The 16559-nt window shown below is 65.5% G+C and carries 7 protein-coding genes; all 7 read left to right on the top strand.

Translation table 11 applies throughout. The features are described from left to right. The first annotated feature begins 496 nt into the window (after nt 1–496). The 7 genes from ACN22W_RS32420 to ACN22W_RS32390 all read left to right on the top strand — a co-directional run bounded on the left by ACN22W_RS32420 (nt 497) and on the right by ACN22W_RS32390 (nt 16513). Entirely contained in the window at nt 497–9358 is an 8862-nt protein-coding gene (locus ACN22W_RS32420; protein WP_419689862.1) for a YadA-like family protein, read from the top strand. 124 nt (nt 9359–9482) lie between these two features. Then, nucleotides 9483–10145 carry an OmpA family protein gene (locus ACN22W_RS32415; RefSeq protein ID WP_419688600.1) on the top strand — a complete coding sequence of 221 codons (663 nt, stop codon included), beginning with the start codon at nt 9483–9485 and terminating at the stop codon, nt 10143–10145. 395 nt (nt 10146–10540) lie between these two features. After that, nucleotides 10541–11686, top strand: a complete 1146-nt coding sequence (locus ACN22W_RS32410; RefSeq protein ID WP_419688598.1) for a DUF2827 domain-containing protein — start codon at nt 10541–10543, stop codon at nt 11684–11686. A 14-nt stretch (nt 11687–11700) separates the two neighbouring features. Continuing rightward, on the top strand, nt 11701–12855 hold the full coding sequence (locus tag ACN22W_RS32405) for a DUF2827 domain-containing protein (protein WP_193099810.1): 1155 nt from the start codon (nt 11701–11703) through the stop codon (nt 12853–12855). Between the two features lie 25 nt (nt 12856–12880). Next, a complete protein-coding gene (locus ACN22W_RS32400) occupies nt 12881–13348 on the top strand; it encodes a DUF4019 domain-containing protein (protein WP_129515742.1) in 468 nt (155 codons plus the stop codon). Nucleotides 13349–13379: 31 nt separating this feature from the next. Next, nucleotides 13380–14516, top strand: a complete 1137-nt coding sequence (locus ACN22W_RS32395) for a DUF2827 family protein (RefSeq protein ID WP_419688597.1) — start codon at nt 13380–13382, stop codon at nt 14514–14516. Between the two features lie 23 nt (nt 14517–14539). Then, complete coding sequence (locus tag ACN22W_RS32390) at nt 14540–16513, top strand: FkbM family methyltransferase (protein ID WP_419688595.1); 1974 nt, start codon at nt 14540–14542, stop codon at nt 16511–16513. Nucleotides 16514–16559 lie beyond the last annotated feature (46 nt).

The raw sequence follows: 16559 nt of genomic DNA, 5'->3' as shown, positions 1-16559 counted from the left end.
TAAATTGATTTATAGATAACCAAATAAAATAAGAACAAAACCATCTTTAAATACCGCCTTAAAAAATTAACAAGATATTCAGCATATTATAGACCGGTGCCTCCGTGAATATTACAACTTAGAAAGAATGATCAGCCCCGCAAACGTTTGCTATTTCATTTGTCTTACTTTTCAGCCTTTTCCGTGTGTAGGCCACCGCACAAAACACACGCAAGCAGTTGATTTTTATACGAAATATCGCATCCACCCCGAAAAATTCAAACCCTACACGTCACATTCTTACATCTTTCAAATTCGTTCGTCATCGATACATCAAAACACGATGCATTAACCATCTTTTAACTTTCCAAACCCTTCATTTATCACTTTTTATCAATCTCTAAAATCGACCTCCAATAAACTCCGCCCATCAATTTTGAGATTCGCGCGAGCGCACGGAATATTCCTCTAACGAAAGAGACCGGTGTGTGGCGTGCATATTTGGAGGTAGCAGGACATGAACCGCACATACCGCTCGATCTGGAACGAAGCTCTTGGCGCCTGGGTCGCGGCATCGGAACACGATTCGGCACGGGGCAAGCCGAACAAGTCGGCCGTCGTGAAGGCCGTTGCAACCGCCGTCCTCGTAGCGGGGGCGACCGTCGGTAATGTTGCGCATGCGCAGTACAGCGCGGGGGGCTTCTCGACGGGTACCTCCGGCGCCGTCGCGGCAACCGGTGGCCAGGCAATCGCAATCGGCGGCGGCGCCGGCAGCACGACGACCGCCAGCGGTTCGACGTCCATTGCGATCGGTGCGAACGCAACGGCATCGGGCAACTATTCCCAGGCTTTCGGCCAGGCCACGACGGCGACCGGCGCAAGCGCGATCGGCATCGGCTCCGGCGCGAAGGCGCTGAACACGGGTGCGACCGCGGTCGGCAACGACACTACTGCATCGGGCTCCAGCGCGATCGCGATCGGTGGCGGCAACAGTTCGGGCACAGGTGGCGCGATAGCCTCGGGTAGCAACTCGATTGCACTGGGCCGGTTCTCGAATGCGTCCGCGAGCGGCGCAACCGCGCTGGGCTCTACCGCATCGGCCGGCGGCACCGATTCGGTCGCGATCGGCACCAACACCACCGCGCTCAATACCTCCGTTGCAGTCGGTCGCGGGTCCACGGCCACGGGCACGAACGGCTCGGTCGCAATCGGCAATTCCGCGACGTCGACGGGCACCGGTTCAATCGCAATGGGCAACGTCGGCAGCTTTTCGGCGACCACTGTAGCCAGCGGCTCGGACGCGGTTGCACTCGGCAACGGCTCGACGGCCAGCGGCAATTCCGGGTCCGTGGCCGTGGGTTCCGCCGCCACGGCGTCGAACAGCTATGCGACCGCCTTCGGTTCAAACTCGACCGCATCGGGTTCGGGTTCGGTCGCATTCGCACAAAATGCCAATGCGTCGGCCACGAACGCCGTCGCGATCGGCGTCGCGTCGAGCGCCAATGTCGCGAACTCGGTCGCCCTCGGCTACAACTCCCAAACGACAAGCGCGCTGTCGGGGACGACCGGCGGCACCACGGTGGTCAGCAGCACGACCATCGGCGGTCAGACGTTCGGCAGCTATGCCGGCTCCGGCGCGGCAGGCGGCGTAGTCAGCGTCGGCCAGCCGAACTTCGAACGCCGCATCCAGAACGTCGCGGCGGGCCTCGTCAGCGCAACCAGCACCGACGCGATCAACGGCAGCCAGCTCTACGCCGTGGCAAGCACGACGACGTCGAGCATCACGAGCCTGTCGACTTCGACGTCGACGGGGTTGTCGTCGGCGAACAGCTCGATCGGTTCGCTGTCCACGTCGACTTCGACGGGGCTCTCGTCGGCCAATAGCTCGATTGGCTCGCTGTCGACGTCTACGTCGACCGGCCTGTCGTCGGCTAATAGCTCGATCGGCTCGCTGTCGACCTCGACCTCGACCGGCCTCTCGTCGGCTAATAGCTCGATCGGCTCGCTGTCGACCTCGACTTCGACCGGCATCAGCTCGCTGTCCACGGGCCTCAGCTCGGCCAATAGCTCGGTCCGCTCGCTGTCCACGTCGACTTCGACGGGTCTGTCGTCGGCGAGCAGCTCGATCACGTCGCTGTCCACCTCGACCTCGACCGGCTTGTCGTCGGCTAACAGCTCGATCACGTCGCTGTCGACGTCGACCTCGACCGGCCTGTCGTCGGCTAACAGCTCGATCACGTCGTTGTCGACTTCGACGTCGACGGGTCTGTCGTCGGCTAACAGCTCCATCACTTCGCTGTCCACCTCGACCTCGACTGGCTTGTCGTCGGCTAACAGCTCGATCACGTCGCTGTCCACCTCGACCTCGACCGGCTTGTCGTCGGCTAACAGCTCGATCACGTCGCTGTCCACCTCGACCTCGACTGGCCTGTCGTCGGCTAACAGCTCGATCACCTCGCTGTCGACGTCGACCTCGACCGGCCTGTCGTCGGCTAACAGCTCGATCACGTCGCTGTCCACCTCGACCTCGACTGGCTTGTCGTCGGCTAACAGCTCGATCACGTCGCTGTCCACCTCGACCTCGACCGGCTTGTCGTCGGCGAACAGCTCGATCACGTCGCTGTCCACGTCGACCTCGACCGGCCTTTCGTCGGCGAACAGCTCGATCACGTCGTTGTCGACTTCGACGTCGACGGGTCTGTCGTCGGCTAACAGCTCCATCACTTCGCTGTCCACCTCGACCTCGACCGGCATCAGTTCGCTGTCCACCGGCCTGAGCTCGACCAACAGCTCGGTAACTTCGCTGTCGACCTCCACGTCGACCGGCCTGTCGTCTGCGAACAGCTCAATCACGTCGTTGTCGACCTCGACCTCGACGGGTCTGTCGTCGGCCAACAGCTCGATCACTTCGCTGTCGACCTCGACCTCGACCGGCCTGTCGTCGGCTAACAGCGCCATCACCTCGCTGTCCACGTCGACCTCGACCGGGATCAGCTCGCTGTCCACCGGCCTGAGCTCGACCAACAGCTCGGTGACTTCGCTGTCGACTTCCACGTCGACGGGCCTGTCGTCGGCCAACAGTTCGATCACCTCGCTGTCCACGTCGACCTCGACGGGCCTTTCGTCGGCTAACAGCTCGATCACGTCGTTGTCGACCTCCACGTCGACCGGCTTGTCGTCGGCCAATAGCTCGATCACCTCGCTGTCGACTTCCACGTCGACCGGCCTGTCCTCGGCCAATAGCTCGATCACCTCGCTGTCGACTTCCACGTCGACCGGCCTGTCCTCGGCCAACAGCTCCATCACGTCGCTGTCGACTTCCACGTCGACCGGCTTGTCGTCGGCCAATAGCTCGATCACCTCGCTGTCCACGTCGACCTCGACCGGCATCAGCTCGCTGTCCACCGGCCTCAGCTCGACAAACAGCTCGGTGACTTCGCTGTCGACTTCCACGTCGACGGGTCTGTCGTCGGCTAACAGCTCGATCACCTCGCTGTCGACCTCCTCGTCGACGGGCCTCTCGTCGGCCAATAGCTCGATCACTTCGCTCTCGACTTCCACGTCGACGGGTCTGTCGTCGGCCAACAGCTCGATCACGTCGCTGTCCACGTCGACCTCGACCGGCATCAACTCGCTGTCCACCGGCATCAGCTCGACAAACAGCTCGGTCCTGTCGCTGTCGACCTCGACGTCGACGGGTCTCTCGACGGCCACGAGCTCGATCGGTTCGCTGTCGACCGGCCTGAGCACGGTCACGGTCAAGACGGACAACCTCGGCAACAGCACGGCATCGGCACTCGGTGGCGGCTCCACGTACGACCCGACGACCGGGACGGTCTCCGCGCCGGCATACACGACTTACAACGCGAACGGCACGACGTCGACCGCCAACAGCGTCGGCTCGGCGATCAACAACATCAACAGCCAGGGCATCAAGTACTTCCACGCGAACTCGACCGGCCCCGACAGCACCGCGACCGGCACCGACGCAGTCGCCATCGGCAGCGGCGCCGTCGCCGGCACCAACAATTCGGTCGCGCTCGGCGCCAACTCGCAGACCGCCGCGGCCAATCCCACGAGCAGCGCGACCGTCAGCGGCGTCACGTTCGGTGGATTCGCAGGCACCGCGCCGGTCGGCACCGTTAGCGTCGGCAGCGCGGGCAACGAGCGACAAATCACCAACGTCGCCGCCGGCCAGGTGACGCAGACCAGTACCGACGCGATCAACGGCAGCCAGCTTTATTCGGTTGCCCAACAGGTTGGTACCGCGACCAGCGCCATTTCGTCGTTGTCGACTTCCACGTCGACCGGCTTGTCGTCGGCTAACAGCTCGATCACGTCGCTGTCCACCTCGACCTCGACGGGTCTCTCGTCGGCTAACAGCTCGATCACCTCGCTGTCGACTTCGACCTCGACGGGCCTGTCGTCGGCCAATAGCTCGATCACTTCGCTGTCGACCTCGACCTCGACGGGTCTGTCGTCGGCTAACAGCTCGATCACTTCGCTGTCGACCTCGACCTCGACGGGTCTCTCGTCGGCTAACAGCTCGATCACTTCGCTGTCGACCTCGACCTCGACGGGTCTCTCGTCGGCTAACAGCTCGATCACGTCGCTGTCGACCTCCACGTCGACGGGTCTGTCGTCGGCCAACAGCTCGATCACCTCGCTGTCCACGTCGACCTCGACGGGCCTGTCGTCGGCTAACAGCTCGATCACTTCGCTGTCGACCTCGACCTCGACGGGCCTGTCGTCGGCCAATAGCTCGATCACTTCGCTGTCGACCTCGACCTCGACGGGTCTCTCGTCGGCCAACAGCTCGATCACCTCGCTGTCGACCTCGACCTCGACGGGCCTGTCGTCGGCTAACAGCTCGATCACTTCGCTGTCGACCTCGACCTCGACGGGTCTCTCGTCGGCTAACAGCTCGATCACGTCGCTGTCGACCTCCACGTCGACGGGTCTCTCGTCGGCTAACAGCTCGATCACGTCGCTGTCGACCTCGACTTCGACAGGCCTGTCTTCGGCGAACAGCTCGATCACGTCGCTGTCCACGTCGACCTCGACCGGCATCAGCTCGCTGTCCACGGGCCTCAGCTCGACCGACAGTTCGGTGGCATCGCTCTCGACGTCCACGTCGACGGGCTTGTCGTCGGCCAACAGCTCCATCACTTCGCTGTCGACCTCGACCTCGACCGGCATCAACTCGCTGTCCACCGGCCTCAGCTCGACCGACAGCTCGGTGACTTCGCTGTCGACTTCCACGTCGACCGGCCTGTCGTCGGCCAATAGCTCGATCACGTCCCTGTCCACTTCGACCTCGACCGGTATCAGCTCACTGTCCACCGGCCTCAGCTCGACCGACAGTTCGGTGACCTCGCTGTCGACGTCCACGTCGACGGGCTTGTCGTCGGCAAACAGCTCGATCACCTCCCTGTCGACCTCCACGTCGACCGGTCTGTCGTCGGCTAACAGCTCGATCACGTCCCTGTCCACCTCGACCTCGACCGGTATCAGCTCGCTGTCCACGGGCCTCAGCTCGACCGACAGCTCGGTGACCTCGCTGTCGACTTCCACGTCGACCGGCCTGTCGTCGGCTAACAGCTCGATCACCTCGCTCTCGACCTCGACCTCGACGGGTCTGTCGTCGGCAAATAGCTCGATCACGTCGCTGTCGACCTCCACGTCGACCGGCCTCTCGTCGGCCAACAGCTCGATCACGTCGCTGTCCACTTCGACCTCGACCGGCCTGTCGTCGGCCAACAGTTCGATCACTTCGCTGTCCACCTCGACCTCGACTGGCATCAACTCGCTGTCCACGGGCCTCAGCTCGACCGACAGTTCGGTAGCATCGCTCTCGACGTCGACGTCGACGGGCTTGTCGTCGGCGAACAGCTCGATCACATCGCTGTCGACCTCCACGTCGACCGGCCTGTCGTCGGCTAACAGCTCGATCACCTCGCTGTCCACCTCGACCTCGACCGGCCTGTCGTCGGCCAACAGTTCGATCACTTCGCTGTCCACCTCGACCTCGACCGGTATCAGCTCGCTGTCCACGGGCCTCAGCTCGACCGACAGCTCGGTGGCATCGCTGTCGACTTCGACGTCGACTGGCCTCTCGTCCGCTAACAGCTCCATCACGTCGCTGTCCACGTCGACCTCGACCGGTATCAACTCGTTGTCCACGGGCCTCAGCTCGACCGACAGTTCGGTGGCATCGCTCTCGACTTCGACGTCGACGGGTCTGTCGTCCGCGAATAGCTCGATCACGTCGCTGTCCACTTCGACCTCGACCGGTATCAGCTCGCTGTCCACCGGCCTCAGCTCGACCGACAGCTCGGTGGCATCGCTGTCGACCTCGACGTCGACGGGTCTGTCGTCAGCCAACAGCTCGATCACGTCGCTCTCGACCTCGACCTCGACGGGCCTGTCGTCCGCGAATAGCTCGATCACCTCGCTGTCGACGTCGACCTCGACCGGCATCAGCTCGCTGTCCACCGGCCTCAGCTCGACCGACAGCTCGGTGGCATCGCTGTCGACCTCGACGTCGACGGGTCTGTCGTCCGCGAACAGCTCCATCACCTCGCTGTCGACTTCGACCTCGACGGGTCTGTCGTCTGCGAATAGCTCGATCACCTCGCTGTCCACGTCGACCTCGACCGGTATCAGCTCGCTGTCCACCGGCCTCAGCTCGACCGACAGCTCGGTGGCATCGCTGTCGACCTCCACGTCGACGGGTCTGTCGTCCGCGAACAGCTCCATCACCTCGCTGTCGACTTCGACCTCGACGGGTCTGTCGTCTGCGAATAGCTCGATCACCTCGCTGTCCACGTCGACCTCGACCGGTATCAGCTCGCTGTCCACTGGCCTCAGCTCGACCGACAGTTCGGTGGCATCGCTCTCGACCTCCACGTCGACGGGTCTGTCGTCCGCGAACAGCTCCATCACCTCGCTGTCGACTTCGACCTCGACGGGTCTGTCGTCGGCCAACAGCTCGATCACGTCGCTCTCGACCTCGACCTCGACGGGCCTGTCGTCCGCGAATAGCTCGATCACCTCGCTGTCGACTTCCACGTCGACCGGCCTGTCCTCGGCTAACAGCTCGATCACCTCGCTGTCGACCTCGACCTCGACTGGCCTGTCATCGGCGAACAGCTCGATCACGTCGTTGTCGACCTCGACCTCGACCGGCCTGTCGTCGGCAAATAGCTCGATCACCTCGCTGTCGACGTCGACCTCGACCGGCCTGTCCTCGGCTAACAGCTCGATCACGTCGCTGTCGACTTCGACCTCGACCGGCCTCTCGTCGGCCAACAGCTCGATCACGTCGCTGTCCACTTCGACCTCGACCGGCCTCTCGTCGGCCAACAGCTCTATCACGTCGCTGTCCACTTCGACCTCGACCGGCATCAGCTCGCTGTCCACCGGCCTGAGCAGCACGAACAGCTCGGTGACCTCGCTGTCGAGTTCCACGTCGACCGGCCTGTCTTCGGCGAACAGCTCCATCAGCTCGCTGTCGACCTCGACCTCGACCGGCCTGTCCTCAGCCAACAGCTCGATCACGTCGCTGTCGACTTCGACCTCGACCGGCATCAGCTCGTTGTCCACCGGCCTGAGCAGCACGGACAGCACGATCCTGTCGCTGTCCACGTCGACGTCGACCGGCATCGGCTCGCTGTCCACCGGCCTGAGCACGACGAACAGCTCGGTGACGTCGCTGTCGACCTCGACCTCGACCGCGATCAACGCCGCGAAGACGCACTACTACAGCGTCAACGACAACGGCACGCAGCAAGCCAACTACGACAACACTGGCGCAACGGGCACCAACGCCCTCGCGGCCGGCGTGAACGCCAGCGCGGCGGGCGCAAGCAGCGTGGCAGTCGGCGACGGCTCGAACGCACAGTCGGCAGGCGCGGTCGCCATCGGCCAGAACGCATCGGCGACGGGCGGCAAGGCCGTGTCGATCGGCTCCGGCAACACCGCGACCGGCGACGGCGCGGTCGCGATCGGCGACCCGAGCATCGCGACGGGCACCGGCGCAGTGGCGATGGGCGCGAACGACACGGCGACCGGCAACGGCGCAGTGGCGCTCGGCAACGCGAACACGGCAAACGGCGCCAGCGCGCTCGCCCTCGGCAGCTCGAACCAGGCCACCGCGGACAACACGATCGCGCTGGGCAACCAGTCCACGGCCAGCGCCACCGGCGCACAGGCCTACGGCTCGGCTGCCAAGGCCACGGCCGCCGACGCGCTCGCCTTCGGCACGAACGCGCAAGCGAACGTCGCCAATTCGATCGCGCTCGGCGCGAACTCGGTGACGAGCGCCGCGAACCCGACGTCGAGCACCACGATCGGCGGTGTCACGTACTTCTTCGCGGGCAACTCGCCGGTCGGCGTGGTAAGCGTCGGCGCACCGGGCCAGGAACGCCAGATCACGAACGTCGCCGCCGGCCGGATCTCGGCCACCAGCACGGACGCGATCAACGGCAGCCAGCTCAATGCGACGAACAACGCGGTCAACGCGCTGTCGACGTCCACCGCGTCGAACGTCGCGTCGCTGTCGACCGGCATCGGCTCGCTGTCGACCGGCCTGAGCACGACGAACAGCAACGTGGCCTCGCTGTCCACGTCGACCTCGACCGCGATCAACTCGCTGTCGACGGGCCTGAGCACGACGAACAGCAACGTCAACTCGCTGTCGACGTCGACCTCGACGGGCATCGGTTCGCTGTCCACCGGCCTGAGCACGACGAACAGCAACGTGGCCTCGCTGTCGAGCGGCGTGTCGAACATCAACAACACGCTGAACCAGTTGTCGACGTCGATCAACAACAACAACATCCGTTCGGCCAACAACAACGGAGTCGCGGCCGACATGAACGGCAAGGGCACCGACGTCCCGACCGTCACCGCCGGCTCGAACTCGGTGGCGATCGGCGCGAATTCGACGGACGGCGGCCGCCAGAACGTGGTGTCGGTCGGCAACGACACGCAGCAGCGCCAGATCGTGAACGTCGCGCCGGGTACGCAAGGCACCGACGCGGTGAACGTGAACCAGCTGACGCAGGTGCAGACGACGCTGTCGACGGCGCTGTCGGGCCAACAGGCGCAGATCAACTCGCTGGGTTCGCAACTGCAGCAGACCGACCAGATGGCGAAGCAAGGTATCGCGGCCGTCGGTGCGATGGCCTCGATCCCGCAGCTCGATCGCGACGCCAACTTCGGCATGGGGGTCGGTACGTCGACCTTCCTCGGCCAGAAGGCGATGGCGGTCAACATGCAGGCCCGCATCACGGAGAACCTGAAAGCGTCGATCAACGGCGGTTTCAGCGGCGGTCAGAAGGTGATCGGCGCCGGCATGCTGTATCAGTGGAAGTAACGCGTCGCGCCGCCAGGCCGTCCGGCTCGCCAGCCGGACGGCCCGCGGCGGCCCCGACAGCAGGACGAGCCCGCCGCGCCACCCGCGGCGGACCTCGGTCAACCCAAGCTTTAAGGACGTAATCGTGAACAAACTCGCTCTTGCACTCGCGCTTTCCGCCATGGCCCTCGCCGCGTGCTCGACCGCATCCGGCCCGACCTTCAGCGCCTCCGAACTGCAGCCGCGCGACGGCGTGCGCACGTTCCAGGTGGACTGCCACGGCCTGCTGTCCGGCCCGCAGACCTGCATGAAAGCCGCCCGCAAGATCTGCGGCGACCAGCCGGTGCGCACCGTCGACTCGGCCCGCGCGCTGCGCGACGGCTCCGACCCGGCATCGCTGGTATTCCAGTGCGGCGCCGCGCCGGCGGAGCCGGCCTCGGCCGCGGAGCCGACGGCTACCACCGTCGAACACGTGAACCTGTCGGGCGACGCGCTGTTCGCCACCGACCACGCGACGCTCGCGCCGACCGCGCGCGAATCGCTCGACCGGCTGCTGAGCGAGCACGCGGACCACACGTACTCGAAAGTGACGATCACCGGCTTCACGGATTCGGTGGGCAGCGACGACTACAACCTCGCGCTGTCGCAGCGCCGCGCCGAAGCCGTCGCCGCCTATCTGAAGGCGCACGGGCTGAAGGCCGACTCGATGACGGTCACGGGCCGCGGCAAGGCCGATCCGGTCGCGTCCAACGCGACGGCCGAAGGTCGCGCCAGCAACCGCCGCGTCGAAATCACGCTGCAACACTGAACAAGCGGCCGCCGCACATGGCGGCCCGCTCCGGCAGGCCGCCAGCGCCGCGCCAAACACCCGCCGGGCACCCCGCGCGCCGCCTCGCCGGCGCCCCGCTCCGGTTGGGCCGGCGACTATGTCAAAGTTCGTCACATCCCGCCACAAACCGGCGATTTCCGTGCCACAATCGCCGACAGACAGTCGCCGGGGCAGCCTGCCCGCATCGCGCGCCGTGCCAGGCGTGCCCGACGACACGCCGGAATCCGGCTGCCGCCCCCGCGATCCACGTCGCACGATTCGCCGGCCGCGACGCACCGGCGCGAATGCAACCATGACAATCCACGGCGCGCCGCTTCCGGTCCACGCGTTCGACGCCGCGCCCGGACGCACGACGCCGCAGAGGAAACCAACCGGTGACGGACATCAATGAAGCCGCTTCGGGCGGCACCCGCAAGCAACGGCCGGCCGTCGGCATCTCGCTGTTTGCGCGGGACGGCCAGGCGATCTGGGAAAACGGTATTCACCAGAACATCGCGTTCCTCGCGATGATGCTCAAGCGCTCGGATCGCGTCGGCCCGGTCTATTTCCTGAACGGCGGCGACGCCAACGCGCTGCCGGCCGGCCTCGAACTCGACGGCCTCGACATCCCGCTCGTGAAACCCGCCGACGTCACGCACGAACTCGATGTCGTGATCGAAATGGGCGCGCAGCTGCCGGTCGAATGGCTCAGGCACATGAAGGCGCTCGGCAAGAAAATCGCCGCGTTCTTCTGCGGGCACGTGTACGCCGGCCTGTGCGAAACCCCGATCTTCGAAAAGCCGTCCGGGCACATCTTCAACGGCGCGCCGTTCGACGAAGTGTGGCTGCTGCCGCAATACGACAAGACCGCGGCGCCGATGCTGCAGACGATCCTGCGCGCGCCGGTGCACCTGATGCCGCACATCTGGTCGCCGTACTTCCTCGATCGCCGCATCGCCGCGCTCGCCAGCGAAGGCGCGACGTTCGGCTACCAGCCCGGCAGCCGCCCGTGGCGCCTGGCGATGCTCGAACCGAACATCTCGGTCGTCAAGTCCTGCCACTACCCGATGCTGGCGTGCGACGAGTTCTACCGCGCGCGGCCGGACGCGGTTCAGCACATGTTCGTCGTCAATTCGATGCACATGAAGGAGCATCCGACCTTCGTGCACTTCGCGAACAGCCTCGATCTCGTGCGCCAGCACAAGGCGACCTTCGAACCGCGCATCGACCTGCCGAGCTTCATGGCGCGCCACGCGGATGCGGTCGTGTCGCACCACTGGGAAAACGGGCAGAACTATCTGTATTACGACGTGCTGCACGGCGGTTATCCGCTGATCCACAACTCGACGCTGCTCGGCGACGCCGGTTATTACTACCCGGACTTCGACGCCGCCGCGGGCGGCCGCGCGCTGCTCGATGCGTGGCTGCATCACGACGAACGCCTCGACGACTATCGTGCGAAGGCCGGCCGGCTGCTGCAGTCGGTCTCGATCGACAACCCCGCGAACCTCGACGCGTTCGTCTCGCGTCTGGTCGCCTGAACCGGAGAATACGCATGTCGGACTCCAATGCCCGTCAAGCGCCCGGCGACGGCAAACGTCTCGTCGTCGGCGTGTCGCTGTTCGTGCGCGGCGCCGGCCAGTCGCTGTGGGAAAACGGCATCTTCCAGAACTGCCTGCTGCTGATCCTGCTGCTGCGCCAGTCGCCGCTCGTCGCGGAAGCCGTGATGGTGAACGGCGGCGAACAGGTCGCCGATCCGCAGATGATGCTCGGCGAATGGGACGTGCCGCTGCTGACGATGGACGAAGCGCTGCAGCGCTGCGACGTCCTGATCGAAATGAGCGCGCAGTTCGGCGCCGACTACCTGCGCGCGTTCCACGAGCGCGGCGGCAAGGTCGTCACGATGCGGGTCGGCAACGACTACGTGATCGACATCGAACGCGCAATGTTCAACAAGCCGTCGGGCTTCCTGTTCTCGGGCGCGCCGTACGACGCGGTGTGGACGATTCCCGAGTTCGAGCGCTCGTGCCTGCACTATTACCAGACCGGCCTGCGCGCGCCCGTCACGATCGTCCCGCACATCTGGCATCCGATGCTGTTCGACAAGGCGCGCGCGACGCTCGGCGGCGGTTTGTCGTACGGTTATCAGCCGGGCAAGCCGCGCTGGCGCGTGACGATGTTCGAGCCGAACATCTGCATGGTGAAGACGAGCATCATCCCGATGCTCGTCACGGAAGAGGCGTACCGCGCCGATCCGCGGTTCCTGGAGTTCGTGCGCGTGTGCAACACGATCCACATCAAGGAGCACGCCACCTTCGTCCACTTCGCGAAGAGCCTCGACATCGTGAACCACGGGATCACGACGTTCGAAAGCCGTTATGCGGTGTACGAGTTCATGGCCGCGTACGGCGATGCGGTGGTGTCGCACACGTGGGAAAACGCGCAGAACTACCTGTATTACGAGCTGCTGTACGGCGACTATCCGCTGATCCACAATTCGCCGTTCCTCGGCAAGGCCGGGTATTTCTATCCGGACTTCGACTGCCAGGCCGGCGGCCGTGCACTGCTGCAGGCATTCGCCGAGCACGACGCGAACCTCGAAGCCTACCGCGAGCAGTCGAAGCACGTGCTGTCGTCGGTCAGCATCTACAACCCCGCGAACGTCGCCGCTTACTCGGACGCGATCGCCGCCCTCTATCGCGACGCGTGACGCGCCGCCCTCTCCGGACCCCGACATGAACGCACGCCCGCCCCTCTCCCGCGCCAAATGGCTGATCGGCTGCGCCGTCGCTTCGATTGCGATCGGCGCACACGCACAATCCGCCGGCGAATCGGCCGACACGCTGCTGCGCGACTCGAACGCGGTGTTCAAGCTGCTCGACGCCGGCCAGTACGGTGCAGTGTGGAGCGATGCCGCCGCGTTCGTGAAGGCGCGCATCAAGCAGGATCAGTTCGCGGCCGACATGCAGCGTGCGCGCCAGTCCTTCGGCGCGGTCGACCATCGCGGCTGGGCGCAGATCACGCGCATCCGCTACTCGAATTCGTCGACGACGCCGGACGGCCTCTACGCGAACGTCGACTACGCGACGACGCTCACGAGCGGCGCGACCGTGTTCGAGAAGCTGAGCTTTCGTCTCGACGACGACGGCCGCTGGCACCTGACGGGCTACGTGCCGCGCCAGTCGCAAGGCGCCGTGCAGTAAGCGAAGAACCGCCCGCCTCACCGGAGCCGATATGAAACTCAATGTCGCGATAACGATGAACGTGCAGCGCGACGCGACGCAGTCGATCTGGTACAACGGCGCGAACCAGCACTGCGTGTACCTGTACATGCTGCTGAAGCAGTCGCCGCTGATCGGCGAGGTCTGGCTCGCGCACGACGACGGCATCACCGACTACCCGCAGGCGCTGATGATGGACGCGTTCGGCGACGCGCTGCGGCCGCTGTCGGCCGTCGTCCACCAGACCGACCTGCTGATCGAGATGAACGCGTTCGTCGATCCGTCGCACACGGAGGTCGTGCGCCGGCGCGGCGGCAAGTGCGTGTCGTACCGCTTCGGCAACGACTACGTGATCGCGGTCGAGACGATCAACTTCGAGAAGAACGACTGGCGGCCGAACCCGCACCGCGTGCAGTTCGACGAGATCTGGACCAACCCGCAGCACATGCACACGTGCGCAGCCTATTTCCAGGCCGTCTATCGCGCGCCGGTGATCGAACTGCCGCACATCTGGTCGCCGTATTTCATCGAACGCAGCCTCGCGGCCGACCCCGAACTGAAGGCGCGCTTCGGTTATCGCAACCACGGCCCCGCGAAGCGCATCGCGTTCTTCGAACCGAACCTGAACGTCGTGAAGAGCTCGATCGTGCCGATGCTCGCCGCGAACGCGTGCTACGTCGAACACCCGGAGCTGGTCGAGCACGTGTACATGACCAACACGTTCGACAAGAAGGAAAACGTCGCCTTCAAGCATCTCGCGCTCGGGCTCGAGATGGTGCGCGACGGCAAGGCGACGGCCGACGTGCGCGCGCCGTTCGTCGCATGGGCTGCGCATCACACCGACATCGTCGTGTCGCATCACTGGGAAAACGGCCTCAACTACCTGCTGTACGACGCGCTGTACGGCAACTACCCGCTGGTGCACAACTCGCCGTTCCTGCGCGACGTCGGTTACTACTACCCGGACTTCGAGATCTTCGACGCGGCGCGCGCGATCGCGACCGCCGCGCAGACGCACGACGCGCGGCTCGACGACTACGCGGCAGCCGCCCGCCGCTGCCTGCACCAGGTCGACACGCTCGCCGAACACAACGTCCGCGCCTATTCCGCGCAGATCCAGCGCCTGTTTGCCGGCCGCGCGCCCGGCTGACCTCTTTCGCCTGCCCCTCGCCCATGAATCAGACCGTCCGCAACTTCGTCGTGATCGATTCGATCCACGGCCCGTTCGTCATCAACCGTCACTGCGCGCTCCAGGCGGAGGCGCTGATCAAGACCGGCCGGCCGCATATCCAGGGCGAGCTCGACGTGATGATGCCGGTGATCGACCAGTTGCCCGACGGCGCGATCGCCGTGGACGGCGGCGCCAATGCGGGGCTCGTGTGCGTGCCGATCGCGCATCGGCTGCGCGAGCGCGGCGGCCGTGTCTATGCGTTCGAGCCGCAGCGCACACTGTTCCAGGCGCTCGGCGGCACCGTCGCGCTCAACCAGCTCGACAACCTCCATCTGCTGAACATGGGGCTCGCGAGCGCCAACGGCACGATGAAGGTGCCCGAAGTCGACTACGGACAGGACGCCGACTTCGGTCAGGTCTCGCTCGTCGACGCACACGCGGCGGGCGGCACGCCGACGCCGGTCGTCAGGCTCGATTCGCTCGGCCTGCCGCGGCTCGACTTCCTGAAGCTCGACATCGAAGGGATGGAGATCGACGCGCTGCACGGCGCGCGCCAGCTGATCGAAACGCATCTGCCGTGGTGCTGGATCGAATACTGGAAGGTCGGCGAAGCGCCGATCATCGCGACGTTCGCCGGTCTCGACTACACGTTCTACCGGATCGACGGGCTGAACATGCTCTGCGTGCCGAACCCGCGCTGGGACCGGCAACGCCTGATCATCACGGGTGAACCGCTCGCCGTCGCCGCGGCGGCCGAAAGCGGCGCGGACAGCCCGGCTGCCGCCGACACCGATACCGACACGCCCGAGACGAACTGGAACCGTGCGCTCGACCACGAATCGCGCTGCGAGTGGGGGCGCGCGATCGACCGCTGGCAACGCGCGCGCGGCCGCGGGCTCGACGACGATGCGATCGCGCTGCAGCTTGCGTCGTGCTACGGCTTCGCCGGCGCGCCCGAGGCCGGGCTCGCGGCACTCGAGCGCTTCGGCGATCCGGCCGCGCTGCCCGACGCGACGCGCGGCCGGATCGAACTGGCGCGCGCGGGGCTGCTGCTGCGCGCCGGCCGGCGCGACGAGGCCGCACGCGCCACCGTCGCCAGCGAAAACGTCCTGACGGCCGCGCAGTTCGGGCTGCCGACGGAACGGCTCTATCAGGGCCAGTCGCTGCAAGGCAAGCGGCTGCTCGTGCTCAGCTACGGCGGTGTCGGCGATCAGCTCCAGTACGCGCGTTACCTGCATGCGCTCGACTCGCTCGGTTGCGAGAGCGTGACCGTCGTCGTTCCCGACGCGCTGACGGGCCTGCTGCGCCATACGTTCCCGCGCATCGAGTTCGTCGGCGCGCATGGCGCGTGGGTCGACGCGTCGCAGATCGCGCACGACTACTGGTGCTCGTTCCTGATGCTCGCCGCGCAGTTCGGCTACGCACCGGCGCCGGAAGGCGTGCCGGCCGCGTACCTGTCGTGCCCGCCTGCGCACGCGGCCGCATGGCGCGAGCGTGTGTCGCGCGACGGCCACTCGGCCGACACGCGCCGCATCGGGCTCAACTGGCGCGGGCGCGACGACAGCGACGCGCGCTTCCATCGCGCGGCCAGCCTGCGTGACTTCGCGCCGCTGACCCGGATGCAGGGTCACGCCGCGTACTGCATCAACCGCGACCTGTCCGCGCAATCCGAGCAATCGGACCTGCCGGTGACGTTCCCGCATCAGGCAATCGGCGATTTCAGCGATCTCGCGGCACTGACGCTCGCGATGGACGCCGTGGTGACCACCTGCACCGCGCACATCCACCTCGCCGGCGCGCTCGGCGTGCCGGCCGTGCTGCTGCTGAGCCCGAAGGCCGACGCGCGGTGGGAAACCGGCTCGCGCACCGCGCTCTATCCGGGCATCCGGATCGTGCGCGCCGCGCACGTCGGCAAATGGGACGACGCGATCGACCGCGCGCTGGCGCTGGTGCTCGGCGGTTTCGGGAAGGATTGATCGATTGGCTAAGCGTCCGAGCTGCTGCGCCCGAACGACGTCGACA

Origin of the sequence: Burkholderia theae, from assembly GCF_048565265.1 — a bacterium.
GTDB classification, from domain to species: domain Bacteria; phylum Pseudomonadota; class Gammaproteobacteria; order Burkholderiales; family Burkholderiaceae; genus Burkholderia; species Burkholderia theae.
Note: the sequence above shows the minus strand (reverse complement) of the source record. Positions and strands in the feature narration are given on the sequence as shown.

Coding starts and splice junctions, on each gene's coding strand:
- ACN22W_RS32405 (WP_193099810.1), top strand. CDS start 11,701: ATGTCGGACTCCAATGCCCGTCAAGCGCCCGGCGACGGCAAACGTCTC.
- ACN22W_RS32395 (WP_419688597.1), top strand. CDS start 13,380: ATGAAACTCAATGTCGCGATAACGATGAACGTGCAGCGCGACGCGACG.
- ACN22W_RS32420 (WP_419689862.1), top strand. CDS start 497: ATGAACCGCACATACCGCTCGATCTGGAACGAAGCTCTTGGCGCCTGG.
- ACN22W_RS32390 (WP_419688595.1), top strand. CDS start 14,540: ATGAATCAGACCGTCCGCAACTTCGTCGTGATCGATTCGATCCACGGC.
- ACN22W_RS32400 (WP_129515742.1), top strand. CDS start 12,881: ATGAACGCACGCCCGCCCCTCTCCCGCGCCAAATGGCTGATCGGCTGC.